This window comes from Elusimicrobiota bacterium (assembly GCA_016182905.1).
GTDB lineage: Bacteria > Elusimicrobiota > Elusimicrobia > UBA1565 > UBA9628 > GWA2-66-18.
The window spans coordinates 65,326-80,109 of the sequence record JACPFR010000004.1 but is presented as its reverse complement, the minus strand read 5'-3'; the positions used below and the strand labels follow the sequence as shown (position 1 = coordinate 80,109).

The window sequence follows — 14,784 nt, the reverse complement described above, 5'->3', positions numbered from 1 at the left end:
CGCCTTCAGGCGTCGGTCTGTCTTCGGCGTGGGACGTCGGGCAAAGCGCAGTAGTCGCGGACGCAGTTCTTGCCGTCGTGCTTGGCCTGGTACAGGTTCATGTCCGCGCGGTGCAGGATCTCGGAGGGGGACTCCTTCCCGGGGTCCTCGACGGTCGCCACCCCGACGCTGATCGTGGCGAGGTAGCCGTTCTTGGCGATGCCCGCCCGGGCGCGGCCGGCGACGTGCACGGCCGTCGCGGCGTCGGCTCCGGGCATGATCACGACGAACTCGTCGCCGCCGTAGCGGCCCAGTATGTCGCCGGAGCGCACGTTGGCCGAGATCGTCTCGGCCGTCTCTTTGATGACGCGGTCGCCGAACAGATGACCGTGAGAATCGTTTATCCGCTTGAAGTCGTCGATGTCGACGAGCATGACCGACAGCGGCGTCTTCTGGGTCAGCGAGCGCTGGATCTCGAGCTCGAGCATCTCCTGCAGGTAGCCGTGGGTGAAGGCGCCGGTCAGGCCGTCGGTCACCGACTTCAGGTGCAGCTCGTCGACGCGCGCCGAGAGCACGCGGTTGCGCACGCGCTGGCGCTCGGAGCGCAGGCCGATCACGTAGCCGAAGATCAGGAACGCGCCGACGGTGCCGACGCCCATGTACGCGTAGAACAGGAAGTTGTAGTCGAGCTCGTGCCGGGCCCAGACCCGCTTGAGCAGGGGATCGGCGAGCCAGTAGCGCAGCAGGAACGCGCCGAGCGGCGAGAGGAGGCCGAGGACGGCGCCGGCGGCCGGGTAGAGGAAGTAGTGGGGCGCGGCGCGCACGCCGGCGCGGAGGCCCCCGCGGTCGTTCTGGCGCCGTCCCGGCGAGCTCATCCCGGGACTTCGGGGCTCATCGCCCACAGCACGCGCGGCTCGGGCGCGAACTCGATGGCGACGATGGTGGCCGGGCGGAACTCGAAGGTGGTCTTGGCGAGGAGCGCGGCGATCTCGCCGATCTGGGGCTGATGGCCGACGGCGAGGACCTCGTCGACGGACGCGGCGCGCGCGGCGAGCGCGATCTCGACCTCCTCGGGGGGCTTGGTGTTGTCGAGCGGCGCGAAGGCCTCGCGGCCTCCGGCGGGCTTGAGCACCGAGGCGGCCTCGGCGGCCGTCTGCACGGCGCGGAGCAGCGGCGAGTGCAGGATGAGGCCCGGCGCGCAGCCGAGGCGCAGCAGCTCCGCGGCCATATGGCGCGCGTTCTCCCGTCCCAGGTCCGACAGGGGCCGCAGGGCGTCCTTGGACACGCCGGCCTCCATCGTCGTGGGCGAGTGGCCGTGGCGCATCAGGTAGAGCCGCTTCATGGGAGAGGGCAGAGTATCAAAAAAAATAGTCGAACGACGAAAAGAACTGCTCGAGCGCCCGCTCGGCCCACGAGCGCTTGCTCCAGGCGTAGGGCGTGATCTCGAGGGCGCCCTCGAGGCCCGCCTCGAAGCGCTTGCGCAGCTCCGAGGCGAACGGGGCGTCGGTGGTCTGCAGGTTGACCTCGAGGTTGTGCTGCAGCGAGCGGTGGTCGAGGTTATAGGAGCCGACCGCGCACCACTTGCCGTCCACCACGACGGCCTTCGCGTGCATCATCGGCCCCTGCCACTCGAAGATGCGCACGCCGCGGGTCAGCAGCGACCCGTAGGTCGCGCGCATCGCGTACCACGCCGAGCGGACGTCCGAGCGCCCGGGCACCAGCACGCGCACCTCGACGCCGCGGCGCACGGCCTGCGCGAGCGAGCGGCGCACGCGCCAGTCCGGGATGAAGTAGGAGTTGGCGATCGAGACCTCGCTGCGGGCGGCGCGCAGGGCGTCGACGTAGGCCTCGCGGATCGCGAAGCGCTTGAGGATCTCGTGGTTGCCGACGACGCGCACGGGCGCGGACCCGGCGGACGGGTCCGCGGGGCGGGACTCGAACCAGCGCCCCGTCTCCTTGTGCCACACCGCGCGGAACAGGCGCTCGAGCTCGTGGGCGGCGGGGCCCTCCACGCGCGCGTGGGCGTCGGGCCAGTCCAGGCCGCCCTCCTCGAGCGGCGCGTGCTCGTCGCTGATGTTCATCCCGCCGATGAAGCCGGTCCGCCCGTCGCAGACGAGGATCTTCCGGTGGTCGCGCTTGTTCCACGCCCAGCGCGGGCGCCAGGGCGCGACGGGATGGTACTCGAGGATCTGCACCCCGGCGTTGCGCATCGAGGTCTCGGTCTCGGGCGCGAGCTCGATGGAACCGACCGAGTCGTAGATCAGCCGCACGCGCACGCCGCGCTTGGCCGCGCGCGCGAGCAGCCCGGCGAACGCCCGGCCGGTGTCGTCGCCGCCGAAGCGGTAGGTCTCGAGGCTGACCGACTCCTTCGCGGCGTCGATCGCCTCGCCCATCGCCTCGAACAGGTCCTTGCCGCGCACGAACAGCGCCAGCTTGTTGCCGTTCACGTACTCGTCAGCGTCCCAGGAGAAGTCCCCCGACCCCGGCTTGGGCCGGCGCAGGTACTTGCGGACGGGGGGCGGCAGAGTCGGGATCTGGGGGAGCGCCACGAGGGGCATGTTATCAAAGAAGACGGATGAAATCATCGACGGGCAGCCCGGCGTCGGACAGGATGCCCCTGAAACCAGGGGCGGCTTCACAAGGTGACGCTGAGGACCTTTTGCTTCGGGGTGGGCTTGAAGCTCCTCTCGCCGGCGTCGAGGTAAAGGAGGATGGCCTCCTTGATGTTTTCGACGGCCTCGGCTTTCGTCTTCCCCTGGGACCAGCAGCCCTTCAGGGACGGGCAGCGAGCGACGAGAACCCCGTCCTCGTCCGCCTCCACGACGATCTTGAGCTTCATGGACATAGTGTAGACCCCCCGGCCCCGCATTGCAAGGTCGCGGGCGCCTGCTCTCTTACGATCGAGGGGCCCGAAAAGTTCCGCCTGCGCCGCTAATTGCTAGACTCTTGGTCCCCCATGGCCGGCAAGGAACACTTCGACAGGCTCCAGGCGCTGATCGACCTCGAACGCGAGGCCGAGAAGGCGGAGAACCTGCGCGAGCTGCGCAAGTTTCCGGTCTCCCAGCGCGAGGCGCGGGGCAAGACGGTCACCGGCCTGGTCGTCGACGGCGTCGAGGGCGGGATGGGCGGCCTGACGATGGTCACCCTGTCGCGCGCGCCGAAGGGGGAAGAGCTCGCGCCGTTCCACGCGATGAACGCCGGCGACAACGTGCTGCTGACTTTGGCGCCCAAGAACGAGTTCGAGTCCGTGGAAGGGACGCTGTACAAGGTCGACGAGTACCGCGTGACCGTGGCGATGAGCCGCCCCGCCCCCGAGGAGGAGATCCGCGGCCACTGCCAGATCGACCTGCTCGGCTCCGACGCCACCTACCAGCGCATGCGCAAGGCGCTGGTCACGGTCGCGGAGTCGAGGCGCTCCCGCCTCGGGACCCTGCGCGAGATCTTCCTCGGCGAGCAGCAGCCGGAGCGGACCAAGGTCCCGAAGGTCCTCTGGTTCAACCGCGGGCTCAACGAGTATCAGCAGGCCGCGGTGAAGGCCTCCCTGGCCGCGGAGGACGTGGCGCTCGTGCACGGCCCGCCCGGCACCGGCAAGACCACCGTCCTCGTCGAGATCATCCGCCAGCACGTGGCTCGCGGCGAGCGCGTGCTCGCCACCGCGCCGTCGAACATCGCCGTCGACAACATCCTCGAGAAGCTGATCGGCACCGGCCTGCGCGTCACGCGCCTGGGCCATCCCGCGCGCACGCTCGAGAGCCTGCGCCACGGCAACCTCGCGGCGCAGATCGAGGCGGACCCCGCGTTCGAGGAGGTCCAGGAGCTCGACGCGTACCGCGAGCGCCTGATCCACCGCAAGTCGCGTTTTGGCCGCGGCATCAATCAGCTGGGCTACGAGGAACGGCAGCTGCGCGAGCGCGAGGTCGGCAAGCTCTGGCGGCAAGCCCGCGACCTGGAGGCGGAGATCGCGCGGCACATCGTCGCGGGCGCCAACGTCGTGCTCGCCACGCACGCCGGCATCTCGAAGCGCTACGTGAAGGGCGATTTCGACCTCGTCGTGCTCGACGAGGCCTCGCAGGCGAGCGAGCCCCTGTCCTGGGTGCCGCTGACGATCGCGCGCAAGGCGGTCTTCGCGGGCGACGGCAACCAGCTCCCGCCGACGATCTACTCGAAGGAGGCCGCCGAGGGCGGCCTGACGGTCACTTTGTTCGACCGCCTCAAGGACCTCCTGCCCGCCTCGGCGCAGACCTTGCTGCGCGTGCAGTACCGCATGCACGAGGACATCATGCGCTTCCCGTCCCAGGAGTTCTACGAGGGCAAGCTCATCGCCGACGAGACCGTGGCGAAGCACGTCGCCGCCGAGCTCCCCGGCGTGACCCCTTCCGACCTCACGAGCCGCCCGGTGACCTTCGTCGACACCGCGGGCGCGGGCTTCGACGAGGCCTGGAACGACATGCTCGAGAGCCGCGAGAACAAGGGCGAGGCCGAGCTGGCCGTCAAGCTCCTGTACGAGCTGCTCGGCTCCGGCCTCAAGCCCAAGGACGTCGCCATCCTGACGCCCTACACGGCGCAGGCCAAGCTGCTCAAGACCATGGTCCGCGAGCCCGGCCTCGAGATCGGCTCCGTGGACGGCTTCCAGGGCCGCGAGAAGGAGGCGATCATCCTCAGCCTCGTGCGCTCGAGCGAGGCCGGCCAGATCGGCTTCCTCTCCGACATGCGCCGCCTCAACGTCGCGATCACCCGCGCCCGCCGCTGCCTGGTCGTCGTCGGCGACTCGGCCACCGTCGGCCGCCATCCCGTCTACGCGCGCTTCGTGACGCACGCCGACGCGCTCGACAGCCATCGCTCGTCCTATGAGTGGGTCGGAGCGTAGGCACGACCTCTCCCGGCTGACGCCGGAGCTGCGGGCGGCCCTGGTCGCCGAGCTCGGCCGCCTCATCGAGCGCGCCTCCGCGCTCACCCCCGACGAGAGCGTGGTCCTTCTCCATCTGCTCGCCTACGCCGGCTTCAGCGGCGACGGGGCGCTGGTCGTGCCCGAGCTGGCCGCGTTGTGGGGCGGGGCGGACTCGTATATCCCCGCGGCGCACCTGCCTCCGGACCGGGCCCGCGCGGCGGTCAAGATCCTGCGCCGCCGCGGGATCCTGAAGGACGCGGAGGAAGGCGCCGCCCTCCTCGACAACGCCGCGCTGCGCGCCCTCGCCGGACCGTCATAAAAACGTGACGCGGGCTTCATGGACAGGCGCCCGGCGTTGCCTTAGGATACGATGGCCGGGCTCGGGGCGTCGGTCCGGCGATCGAGGTGACGGAGGCCGGCCATGACGGATGACCGACGGTCGATACTCATCGTCGAGGACAACGACGACGACCTGTTCCTGTTCCGCGAAGCCTGGATAAAGGCCGGGGTCTCGAACCCCCTGGCGTTCGTCCCGGACGGCGAGCAGGCCTGCGATTATCTCTCCGGCGAGGGGCGCTACGCGGACCGGAAGGCCTTCCCGCTCCCGGTCCTGGTGCTGCTCGACATCAAGCTGCCCGGCAAGTCCGGCCTCGAGATCCTCGCCTGGCTGCGCGACCAGGAGCGGTTCAAGACCCTGCCGGTCATCATGCTGACGGCGTCCACTTGGCCCGAGGAGGTGGCCGAGTCGTACCGTCTCGGGGCCAACTCCTTCGTCATCAAGCCCTCGTCGGCGCGGGAACTGGCCGCCTTCGCCGCCGCCGTGAAGGACTATTGGCTCCGGTTCAACGAGTTCGCGCCCCGTTGATGCAACTTTTTCGGCCCCTCGATCGTATGTAGGGTGGGACGCCTTGCAGGCGTCCCGCCCGGCCGCCGGGACCGGCGGCCGAAAAGGGGGAGAAAACATGGAGAACCTGCCGAAGCTGGACGCGCGCGTGCGGCCGTATCAGGACCCGTCGGACCGTCCCACGAAGCTGATGGCCTTCGCGGAGCTGATGATCGCGGACGCCTTCGTGATCAAAGGCATCCGCGTGCTGAAGAAGGCGGAGCCGGGCAACGACGAGCCGTTCGTCGTCTTCCCGGCGGAGAAGGGCAGGGGGGCCACGGCGGACCGCTGGTTCGACCTGGCGCACCCGATCACCGCGGAGGCGAGGACCGCCGCGATCGGCCTGATCCTGGAGAAGTACGGTCAGGCGGTGAAGGTTGCCTAGGCGGCGGCGCGCTTGTGCGACCACCACTCGTACAGGCCGGGGAGGACCGACAGGATCACCACGACGACGATCACCTCGTGGATCCTCTTGTCGATGTCGGGGACCATAGAGGCCAGGAAGTAGCCGCCGAGTATGGTCGAGAACACCCAGAGGAGGCCGCCGAGGATGTTGTAGGTGACGAAGGTCCGGTAGTCCATCTGTGCCGCGCCCGCGACGGCGGGGGCGAAGGTGCGCACGATGGGCACGAAGCGGGCGATGACGATGGTCTTGACGCCGTACTTCTCGTAGAAGTCGTGGGCGCGCTTGAGGTGGGCGCGCTTGAAGACGAGGGAGTCCGGCCGGCTGTACAGGGCCTCTCCGGCCTTGCGCCCGATGATGTAGCCGACCTGGTCGCCGATGATCGCGCACAGGGGCACGATCGTCAGCAAGGTCCCCAGCGAGAGGTGCCCGGTGCGCGCGAAGATGCCCGCCGTGACGAGCAGGGAGTCTCCGGGCAGGAAGAAGCCCACGAACAGGCCGGTCTCGACGAAAACGATCAGGGAGATCATCGTCAGGCCGCCCCATTGGACGATGGCCTTGACGTCGTGTATCTTCTTGAGGAGACCGATCAGTTCTTCCACGGGGGGAAAGGATAGCACAGTCGACGCCCGAGCGCGCGAAAAAGGAGATAAAAACGCTATAATCCGGTCATATTCTCCGTCCTGCGCGCGCGAACTTGACCTCTTCTCTCGAATCGAATCAGGCGCCCTCGGAAACCGCGGCTCTCCGCGCGCGCCTGCGCGACCTCCGGTCGCCCGTGACGGCCGGGAACGCCTCCGCTCCCGCGCTCCTTCCCGAGAGGCTCGGCGATCCCGCGTTCCTCCGCGAGCACGGCGTGCGCTACGCCTACGCGACGGGGGCGATGGCCAACGGCATCGCCTCCGAGGCCCTCGTCGAGGCGGGCTCCCGGGCCGGCCTGCTCTCCTTCTTCGGCGCCGCGGGCCTTCCTCCGGCCCGCGTCGAGGCCGCCATCGACCGCCTCGAGAAGTCCCTCGGAGCGTCGCCCCGCGGCTTCAACCTGATCCACAGCCCGAGCGAGACCGACCTCGAGAACGCCGTCTGCGACCTGTACCTCCGGCGCGGCGTGCGCCTCGTCGAGGCCTCGGCGTTCATGGACCTCACGCCTGCGATCGTGCGCTACCGCCTGCACGGGATCTCGCGCGGCGCGGACGGCCGGGTGAACGCCCCCAACAAGGTCGTCGCCAAGGTCTCCCGCGTCGAGGTCGCCGCGAAGTTCCTCGCCCCGGCGGGGGAGAGGCTCCTGCGCGAGCTGGCCGCCTCCAACCTCATCACGAGCGAGCAGGCCGCGCTCGCCGCCGAGATCCCGATGGCCCAGGACCTCACCGTCGAGGCCGACAGCGGCGGGCACACCGACAACCGGCCCCTCGTCGCGATGTTCCCGGCGATGATCGCCCTGCGCGACCGCCTGCAGGCCCAGCACGGGTTCCGCAGCCCCGCGCGCGTCGGCGCCGCCGGCGGCATCGCCACCCCCGACGCCGCGGCCGCGGCCTACATGATGGGCGCGGCGTACGTCATGACCGGCTCGGTCAACCAGGCCTGCGTCGAGTCCGGCTCGAGCGACAAGGTCCGGGCCATGCTCGCCGCCGCCGGCCAGGCCGACTGCGTCATGGCCCCCGCCGCGGACATGTTCGAGCTCGGCGTGAAGGTCCAGGTGCTCAAGCGCGGCACGATGTTCGCGCAGCGCGGCGCGAAGCTGTACGAGATCTGGAAGTCGAGTGATTCGATCGAGGCGATCCCGGCCGCGGTGAGGGCCTCGATCGAAAAGGACCTGTTCAAAGAGGATCTCGACGCCGTTTGGGCCTCCACGAGGGAGTTCTTCCTCAAGCGGGACCCCTCCCAGGTCGCGCGCGCGGAGAAGGAGCCCAAGCACAAGCTCGCTTTGGTCTTCCGCTCGTATCTCGGCCAGGCCTCGCGCTGGGCCAACGCCGGCGTCCCCGACCGCGTCCTCGACTATCAGGTCTGGTGCGGCCCCGCTATGGGCGCCTTCAACGAATGGGCCGCGGGCACCTTCCTGGCGGCCCCCGAAAACCGGACCGCGGCGGTCGTCGCCCGCAACATCCTCTACGGCGCGGCCGTGCTGACCCGCGCGCACTTCCTCCGCTGCCAGGGCGTGCCCCTGGACCCCGAAGCCACCCGCATCGAGCCGCTGTCCGCCGCCGAGCTCGAGCGTCTCCTCGACTAGAGAGATCATGAAAAACACCGACAAGTCCCCTGAGTTCGTCCCGCTCGCCGTGGTCGGCCTGGGGGGCGTGTTCCCCAAGGCGAAGACCTTGCGCCAGTACTGGGCGAACATCAAGAACAAGGTGGACGCGATCCAGGACGTGCCGGCCACGCACTGGAGCAAGGACGATTATTACGACGCCGACGCGAAGAAGCAGGACAAGGTGTACGCCTACAAGGGCGGCTTCCTCGACGCCTACGACTTCGACCCGTCCGAGTTCGGCCTGTCCCCGAACACCCTCGAGGCGACCGACCCCGCGCAGCTGTTCGCGCTCGTCGCCGCGAAGATGGCCCTCGCCGACGCGGGCTACCCCGTCGACAAGGACACCTGGGACCGCGGCCGCGTGTCCTGCATCCTCGGCGTCACCGGCGCCCTCGAGATCGTGATCCCTCTCGGCGCCCGCCTGAGCCTGCCCGCCTGGCGCAAGGCCATCCTCGCCGCCGGCGTGCCCCCGACGCAGGCCGAGGACGCGCTCGCGCGCATGTCCGACGAGTTCGTGCCCTGGCAGGAGGCGAGCTTCCCCGGCCTGCTCGGCAACGTCATCGCCGGCCGCGTGGCCAACCGCTTCAACCTCGGCGGCACGAACTGCGTCGTCGACGCGGCGTGCGGCTCGTCGCTCTCCGCGATGCACATGGCGGCCTTGGAGCTCCAAGCGGGACGGGCCAAGATGGTCGTCACCGGCGGGGTGGACACCTTCAACGATATTTTTATGTACACGTGCTTCACCAAGACTCCCGCTCTGTCCAAGTCGGGTCACGCGAAGCCGTTCGACTTCACGGCCGACGGGACGACTCTCGGAGAGGGCGTCGGAATGGTCGTACTCAAGCGTCTCGACGACGCCGTTAAAGACGGCGACCGCGTACACGCGATCCTCCGCGGCCTGGGGACCTCCTCCGACGGCCGCGGAAAATCGATCTACGCCCCCTCGGCCGGGGGACAGACCCGCGCCATCGAAGAGGCCTACCGCCTGTCCGGCTTGTCGCCCGACACCGTCGAGCTGGTCGAAGCTCATGGGACCGGCACCGCCGTCGGCGACGGCATCGAGGTCGAAGCGATCTCCGGAGTGTTCAAGAAGGGCTCCAAGCGCCAAGGCGCCTGGGTCGCCCTCGGCTCGGTCAAGTCCATGGTCGGCCACACCAAGGCCGCCGCCGGCTCCGCCGCCTTCATCAAGGCCGCGATGGCCCTGCGCCACAAGGTCCTGCCTCCGACGATCAAGGTGACCGAGCCCCTGCCGATTCTGGCCTCCGGCCAAACTCCCTTTTATTTGAGTCTCGAGAAGCGCCCGTGGATGGCGTCCAAGGACCATCCCCGCCGCGCCGCCTGCTCCGCGCTCGGCTTCGGCGGCACCAACTTCCACGCGATCCTCGAGGAGGGGAATCCCGCGAAGACCGAGACCGACTGGGACGCCGAGCACGAGCTGTTCGCCGTCTCCGGCGACTGCGCCGCCAAGCTCGCGCCGCTCTCCGCCGCCCGGAACTGGGACGAGGTCCGCGCCGCGTGCCAGGCCTCCCGCTCGTCGTTCGACCCGTCCGCGGACGCCCGCCTCGCGATCGTGCTCGAGAAGGGCGCCGACTGGAAGGCCATCGCCGAGAAGGCCAAGGTCCTGAAGTCCTCGCCCATCGATGGTATTTATCACGGCACGGGGAAGCCCGGCAAGCTCGGCGTCCTCTTCCCCGGCCAGGGCGCGCAGTACGTCGGCATGTCGCGCGACCTCGTCTGCGCGTTCCCCGAGGCGTTCGACGCCCTGTCCGAGGCCGACGAGGCGTTCGAGGGCGGCAAGCTGTCGTCCTTGATGTTCCCGCAGCCGGCGTGGAAGGCCGAGCAGAAGGATAAGCAGGAGCTGGCGCTGCGCGACACCTCCGTCGCCCAGCCCGCCCTCGGCGCCGCCGCGCTCGCGGCATGGGGAGTTCTCTCGCGTTTCGGCGTGAAGGCCGACGCCGCCGCCGGCCACTCCTACGGCGAATTGGTGGCGCTCCACGTCGCCGGGCGTTACGACGCGAAGACTCTCCACGCCCTTTCCGGCCTCCGCGGCCGTCTGATGAAAGGCGATGGCTCGGATAAGGGCTCCATGCTCGCGGTCATCGCGTCGTTCGACGAAGTCGAAAAATCCGTGAAGGAAGAAAAACTCGACCTCGTGATCGCGAACAGGAATGCCCCGACGCAGAATGTGCTGTCCGGCGCCACCTCCGAGATCGACAAGGCTGAAAAAATCTTGGCCGCTCGCGGCCACAAGGTCGTCCGTCTTCCGGTGGCCGCGGCGTTTCACAGCAAGCTCGTCGCTCCAGCGTTGAAGCCCTTCGCGACGGTTCTTGATTCGTTGCCGTTCTCCAAGCCGTCCCTGCCGGTCTATTCAAATACCACCGGTGCCGTATATCCCGAACCCGCGCCGATGGCGCGGGAGATTTTGTCCCAGCAGCTCGCCCACCCCGTCGAGTTCGTCAAATCCATCGAGGCCATGCGCCGCGACGGCATCACGACCTTCGTGGAATGCGGCGCCGGCAATAGACTCACGGGATTGGTCGGCCAGATCCTGAAGGGCCAAGAGCACGTCGCCATCTCCGCCGATGCCTCCAACGGCAAGAAGAACGGAATGGGCGACCTCGCCAGAACGCTCGCGCAATTAGCCGCCCTCGGTCATTCCATCGATCTGAAGGATTGGCAAGGGGGAGAAAAGGGCCTGTCGGACTGCCGCCCCAAGCCCAAGATGTCGGTGAAACTGACCGGCGCCATCTATCGGTCCACACCGAAGAAGAATTTCCCGGCGCCCGCCCCCGTCGCCGTTCCCGTTCAACCTGATCCTGTTGCGATGATGCAGGCGCCCGCGACTCAAACCGGCGACGCCGGACTCTTGGGCCAGGCCTTGTCCGCCGCTCAAGCGAGCATCGACGCCTTGACCCGCCTCCAAGAGCAGACCGCCGCTCTGCATCTCCAGTTCCTCCAGGGCCAAGACTCGGCTCAGCGGAGCGTTCAGGCGTTGGTGGAGCAGCAGCAGGCGTTATACGCGAGGATGTCCGGCGGCGTTCCGGCGTTCGTCTCCGCGAGTCTTCCGGTCTCCGCTCCGATCCCTCAATCCGTCGCCGTTAAAAATCCGTCGCCGTCCACGGCTCCCGCCCCCGTCGCTGTTTCCGTCGCGCCAAAGGCGGACATCGTCTCCGTCCTCGTCGCCGTCGTCTCCGAGAAGACCGGTTACCCCGCCGAGACCATCAACCCCGACATGGATCTGGAGGGGGACCTCGGGATCGATTCCATCAAGCGAGTCGAGATTCTGTCCGCCGTCTCCGAAAAATTGCCCGGCGCTCCGAAGGTGAAGCCGGAACATCTCGGCACGCTGCGCACGCTGAAGCAGATCTCCGTTTATCTGTCCGAAGGCGTCGGAGCTGCGACGGTCGTCGCAGCTCCGGCCGTCGTCAGCGTCGTCGTCAGCGTTCCCGGTAATGCGCCGTCGACCGAGATCCTGCCGGTGTTGTTGTCCGTCGTCGCCGAAAAGACCGGTTATCCCGCCGAAACCATCAACCCCGACATGGACCTGGAGGGGTACCTCGGCATCGATTCCATCAAGCGCGTGGAGATACTCTCCGCCGTTTCCGAAAAATTGCCCGGCGCTCCGAAAGTTAAGCCCGAGCACCTCGGCACGCTGCGCACCTTGAAGCAGATCGCCGCGTACTTGTCCGAGGGGGTGGGCGCGGCTCCCGTTGTTTTATCTCAAGATAAAACAACGCGGGGGCCCGAGGCGTCCCAGGAGAACATCCTGCCCGTGCTGCTCGCTGTCGTCGCCGACAAGACCGGCTACCCCGCCGACACCATCAACCCAGATATGGATCTGGAAGGCGACCTCGGCATCGATTCGATCAAGCGAGTCGAGATACTCTCCGCCGTTTCCGAAAGATTGCCCGGCGCTCCGAAGGTCAAGCCCGAGCACCTCGGCACTTTGCGCACGTTAAAACAGATTTCCGTTTACCTTTCCGAAGGCACCGCGGTTTCCGCGCCCGCATCCGTGCCCGCGGCCGTCATCGACGTCGCCGTTCCCTCCGCGAAGCCGTCGGAAGGCCCCTGCGTCATCACCCGTCTCGTTCCGGAGCTCGTCCCCGCCGGCCCCCGCGACGCGTTCCCTCTCGACAAGTCCCTGACCGTCGCCGTCACCAAGGACTCCGGCCTCGACACCGCGGTCGTCCGCGAGCTCTCCGCGAAGGGCTTCAAGACCGCCCTCGTCTCCGTCGACGACGCGAGCTCCCTCCCCGCCGAGCTCGGCGCCCTGATCGTCGTCGCCCCCGTCCGCCCCGCCGCGAAGGGCTCCCCGTGGACCGCGGACTCCGAGGCGTACCTCAAGAAGTCCTTCGCCCTGATCCAGTCCGCCGGCCGCTCCTTCGAATCCCGCGGCGTCCGCGGCCTCGTCGTGACCGTGACCCGCCTCGACGGCGCCCTCGGCCTGGAAGGCGGCCAGGACCAGGATCCCGCCTTCGGCGGCCTGTCCGGCCTCATGAAGACCGCCGCGCGCGAGTGGAAGTCCGTCTGCCGCGCCGTCGACGTCTCCCCGTCCCTGCCTCTCGACGCCGCCGCGAAGCTGCTGGTCAAGGAGCTGTCCTTCGACGGGCCCGTCGAGGCCGGCCTCTCCGAGGCCGGGCTCCGCGTCGTCTCGCTCGTCGAGCGCCCCGCGTCCCCGTCGGGCCGCGAGCCGCTCAAGCCCGGCGACTCCGTCATCGTCACCGGCGGCGCGCGCGGCGTCACCGCCGAGTGCGCGCTGGCGCTGGCGAAGGCCTTCAAGCCCCGCCTCGTCCTCGTCGGCCGCAGCCCGCTCCCCGGCGCCGAGCCGGCGGAGTACGCGCCCGCGGCGAACGAGAGCGCCCTGCGCTCCCTCATCGCGAAGACCTCCACGGGCCTGACTCCGAAGGAGATCGGCGCCCGCGCGAAGGACGTGATGGCCGCGCGCGAGATCCGCTCGACGTTGTCGCGGCTGGCGGCCGTCGGCGCCGAGGCCCGGTACCGAGCCGTCGACGCCCGCGACGCGGCCGCGGTCAAGGCGCTCGTCGCCGAGACCGTGAAGGACTTCGGCCCCGTCCGCGGCATCGTGCACGGCGCGGGCGTCCTCGCCGACAAGAGCATCCTCGACAAGACTCCGTCGATGGTCGACGCCGTCCTCGACACGAAGCTGACGGGTCTGCGCAATCTCCTCGACGCGGTCAAGCCGTCCGACCTCCGCGTCCTCGCTTTCTTCTCGTCCTCGACGGCTCGCTACGGCCGCGTGGGGCAGTCGGATTACGCGATCGCCAACGAGACGCTGAACAAGGCCGCCTGCGTCCTCTCCGCGCGCCTGCCCGAGTGCCGCGTCGCCTCGCTCGGCTGGGGCCCGTGGGACGGCGGGATGGTCGACGCCGGCCTCAAGAAGCTGTTCGCCTCGGAGGGCGTCGGTGTCATCGGCCTCGCGTCCGGCGGCGAGCACCTCGTCGCCGAGCTCCGCGGCTCCGGCCCGGCCGAGACCGTGGTCCTGGCCGCCTTGCCCGGGACGAAGGCGGCCCTGCCCGCGAGCTTCGAGCGCGACCTGACGCTCGAGGCCTACCCGTTCCTGTCGTCGCACGTCCTCAACGGACGCGCCGTCCTGCCCCTGGCCGTCTCGGCCGAGTGGCTGGCGCACGCGGCCCTGCACTCCAACCCCGGCTTCGCCTTCGTCGGCTTCGACGACCTGCGCGTGGCGAAGGGCATCGTCGTCCGGCCCGCCGCCGCGACGACGGTCAAGGCTCACGCCGGCCTCGCCGAGAAGCGGGACGGGCTGTTCGTCGTCGCCGCCGAGCTGCGCGGCGAGGGCGGGACGCTCCACGTCTCCGCCAAGGTCCTCCTCGCGGCCAAGCGGCCCGCGGCCCCCGCGGCGGCGCTCAAGGTCTCCGGCCCGGCTTACGGCCGCACGATAGACTCGGCCTACGGCGAGGTCCTCTTTCACGGGCCCGACATGAAGTTCATCTTGTCCGCGCCGCACTGCGGCCCGGAAGGCATCGTCGTCGAGGCGAAGACGGCCCTGCCGCCCGCCTCGTGGGCGCGCTCGCCGATCCGCGACCGCTGGCTGACCGATCCCGCGGCTCTCGACGCGGCGTTCCAGGCCATGATCCTCTGGACGGACGCCCAGATGGGCGCGCCGTCCTTGCCCAGCTTCGCCGCGCGCTACCGCCAGTACGCGGAGCGCTTCCCGGAGTCCGGGGTGCGCGTCGTCGTCAAGGCCGTCAAGCGCGCCGAAGGCCTCGCCGGAGCGGACGTCGAGTTCGTCGACGAGCGGGGCGCGCTCGTCGCGCGCCTCGAGGGCTTCGAATGCGCCGCCGATTCGTCCCTGTCGAAGGCCTTCCGCCGCAACGCCGTCGAGACCGCCGCCTGACCGGAGGAAT

At 69.2% G+C, this 14,784-nt stretch carries 11 protein-coding genes; 6 read left to right on the top strand and 5 right to left on the bottom strand.

Translation table 11 applies throughout. From position 1 onward, the window contains the following. Positions 1 to 5 precede the first annotated feature (5 nt). From HYV14_00695 to HYV14_00680, 4 genes are all read right to left on the bottom strand, one after another. Positions 6 to 854: a diguanylate cyclase gene (locus HYV14_00695; GenBank protein MBI2384510.1), complete on the bottom strand. Its 849-nt coding sequence runs from the start codon at positions 852 to 854 to the stop codon at positions 6 to 8. After that, the gene (locus tag HYV14_00690) at positions 851 to 1,321 is read right to left on the bottom strand and encodes a histidine phosphatase family protein (protein ID MBI2384509.1); all 471 of its coding nucleotides are present in this window, start codon (positions 1,319 to 1,321) and stop codon (positions 851 to 853) included. Before HYV14_00690 ends, HYV14_00695 begins: the two co-directional genes overlap by 4 nt. A 16-nt stretch (positions 1,322 to 1,337) precedes the next feature. After that, entirely contained in the window at positions 1,338 to 2,528 is a 1,191-nt protein-coding gene (locus tag HYV14_00685) for a hypothetical protein (GenBank protein ID MBI2384508.1), read from the bottom strand. A gap of 86 nt (positions 2,529 to 2,614) precedes the next feature. Beyond that, complete coding sequence (locus HYV14_00680) at positions 2,615 to 2,818, bottom strand: type II toxin-antitoxin system HicB family antitoxin (protein MBI2384507.1); 204 nt, start codon at positions 2,816 to 2,818, stop codon at positions 2,615 to 2,617. Between the two features lie 117 nt (positions 2,819 to 2,935). Between HYV14_00680 and HYV14_00675 the strand changes: the two genes are divergently transcribed. The 4 genes from HYV14_00675 (at position 2,936) to HYV14_00660 (ending at position 6,135) form a co-directional block, all read left to right on the top strand. Then, positions 2,936 to 4,846: an AAA family ATPase gene (locus HYV14_00675; protein MBI2384506.1), complete on the top strand. Its 1,911-nt coding sequence runs from the start codon at positions 2,936 to 2,938 to the stop codon at positions 4,844 to 4,846. Next, a complete protein-coding gene (locus HYV14_00670) occupies positions 4,827 to 5,186 on the top strand; it encodes a hypothetical protein (GenBank protein ID MBI2384505.1) in 360 nt (119 codons plus the stop codon). The genes HYV14_00675 and HYV14_00670 overlap by 20 nt, the downstream gene beginning before the upstream one ends. A 102-nt stretch (positions 5,187 to 5,288) precedes the next feature. Beyond that, a complete protein-coding gene (locus HYV14_00665; GenBank protein MBI2384504.1) occupies positions 5,289 to 5,732 on the top strand; it encodes a response regulator in 444 nt (147 codons plus the stop codon). 97 nt (positions 5,733 to 5,829) lie between these two features. Further along, the gene (locus HYV14_00660) at positions 5,830 to 6,135 is read left to right on the top strand and encodes a septation protein SpoVG family protein (GenBank protein MBI2384503.1); all 306 of its coding nucleotides are present in this window, start codon (positions 5,830 to 5,832) and stop codon (positions 6,133 to 6,135) included. Here HYV14_00660 and HYV14_00655 read toward each other — a convergent pair. Then, entirely contained in the window at positions 6,132 to 6,683 is a 552-nt protein-coding gene (locus HYV14_00655) for a VTT domain-containing protein (protein ID MBI2384502.1), read from the bottom strand. The two genes, HYV14_00660 and HYV14_00655, sit on opposite strands and share 4 nt — an antisense overlap. 143 nt (positions 6,684 to 6,826) lie before the next feature. Here HYV14_00655 and HYV14_00650 point away from each other — a divergent pair, with 143 nt between their 5' ends. Together HYV14_00650 and HYV14_00645 are read left to right on the top strand one after the other, a co-directional pair. Further along, on the top strand, positions 6,827 to 8,377 hold the full coding sequence (locus HYV14_00650; GenBank protein ID MBI2384501.1) for a PfaD family polyunsaturated fatty acid/polyketide biosynthesis protein: 1,551 nt from the start codon (positions 6,827 to 6,829) through the stop codon (positions 8,375 to 8,377). Positions 8,378 to 8,384: 7 nt separating this feature from the next. Beyond that, positions 8,385 to 14,774 (top strand): SDR family NAD(P)-dependent oxidoreductase, encoded by a 6,390-nt coding sequence (locus HYV14_00645; GenBank protein MBI2384500.1) that lies wholly within the window; start codon positions 8,385 to 8,387, stop codon positions 14,772 to 14,774. Positions 14,775 to 14,784: the final 10 nt, after the last annotated feature.

Coding starts and splice junctions, on each gene's coding strand:
- HYV14_00680 (MBI2384507.1), bottom strand. CDS start 2,818: ATGAAGCTCAAGATCGTCGTGGAGGCGGACGAGGACGGGGTTCTCGTC.
- HYV14_00690 (MBI2384509.1), bottom strand. CDS start 1,321: ATGAAGCGGCTCTACCTGATGCGCCACGGCCACTCGCCCACGACGATG.
- HYV14_00645 (MBI2384500.1), top strand. CDS start 8,385: ATGAAAAACACCGACAAGTCCCCTGAGTTCGTCCCGCTCGCCGTGGTC.
- HYV14_00675 (MBI2384506.1), top strand. CDS start 2,936: ATGGCCGGCAAGGAACACTTCGACAGGCTCCAGGCGCTGATCGACCTC.
- HYV14_00665 (MBI2384504.1), top strand. CDS start 5,289: ATGACGGATGACCGACGGTCGATACTCATCGTCGAGGACAACGACGAC.
- HYV14_00670 (MBI2384505.1), top strand. CDS start 4,827: ATGAGTGGGTCGGAGCGTAGGCACGACCTCTCCCGGCTGACGCCGGAG.
- HYV14_00660 (MBI2384503.1), top strand. CDS start 5,830: ATGGAGAACCTGCCGAAGCTGGACGCGCGCGTGCGGCCGTATCAGGAC.
- HYV14_00655 (MBI2384502.1), bottom strand. CDS start 6,683: ATGATCTCCCTGATCGTTTTCGTCGAGACCGGCCTGTTCGTGGGCTTC.
- HYV14_00695 (MBI2384510.1), bottom strand. CDS start 854: ATGAGCTCGCCGGGACGGCGCCAGAACGACCGCGGGGGCCTCCGCGCC.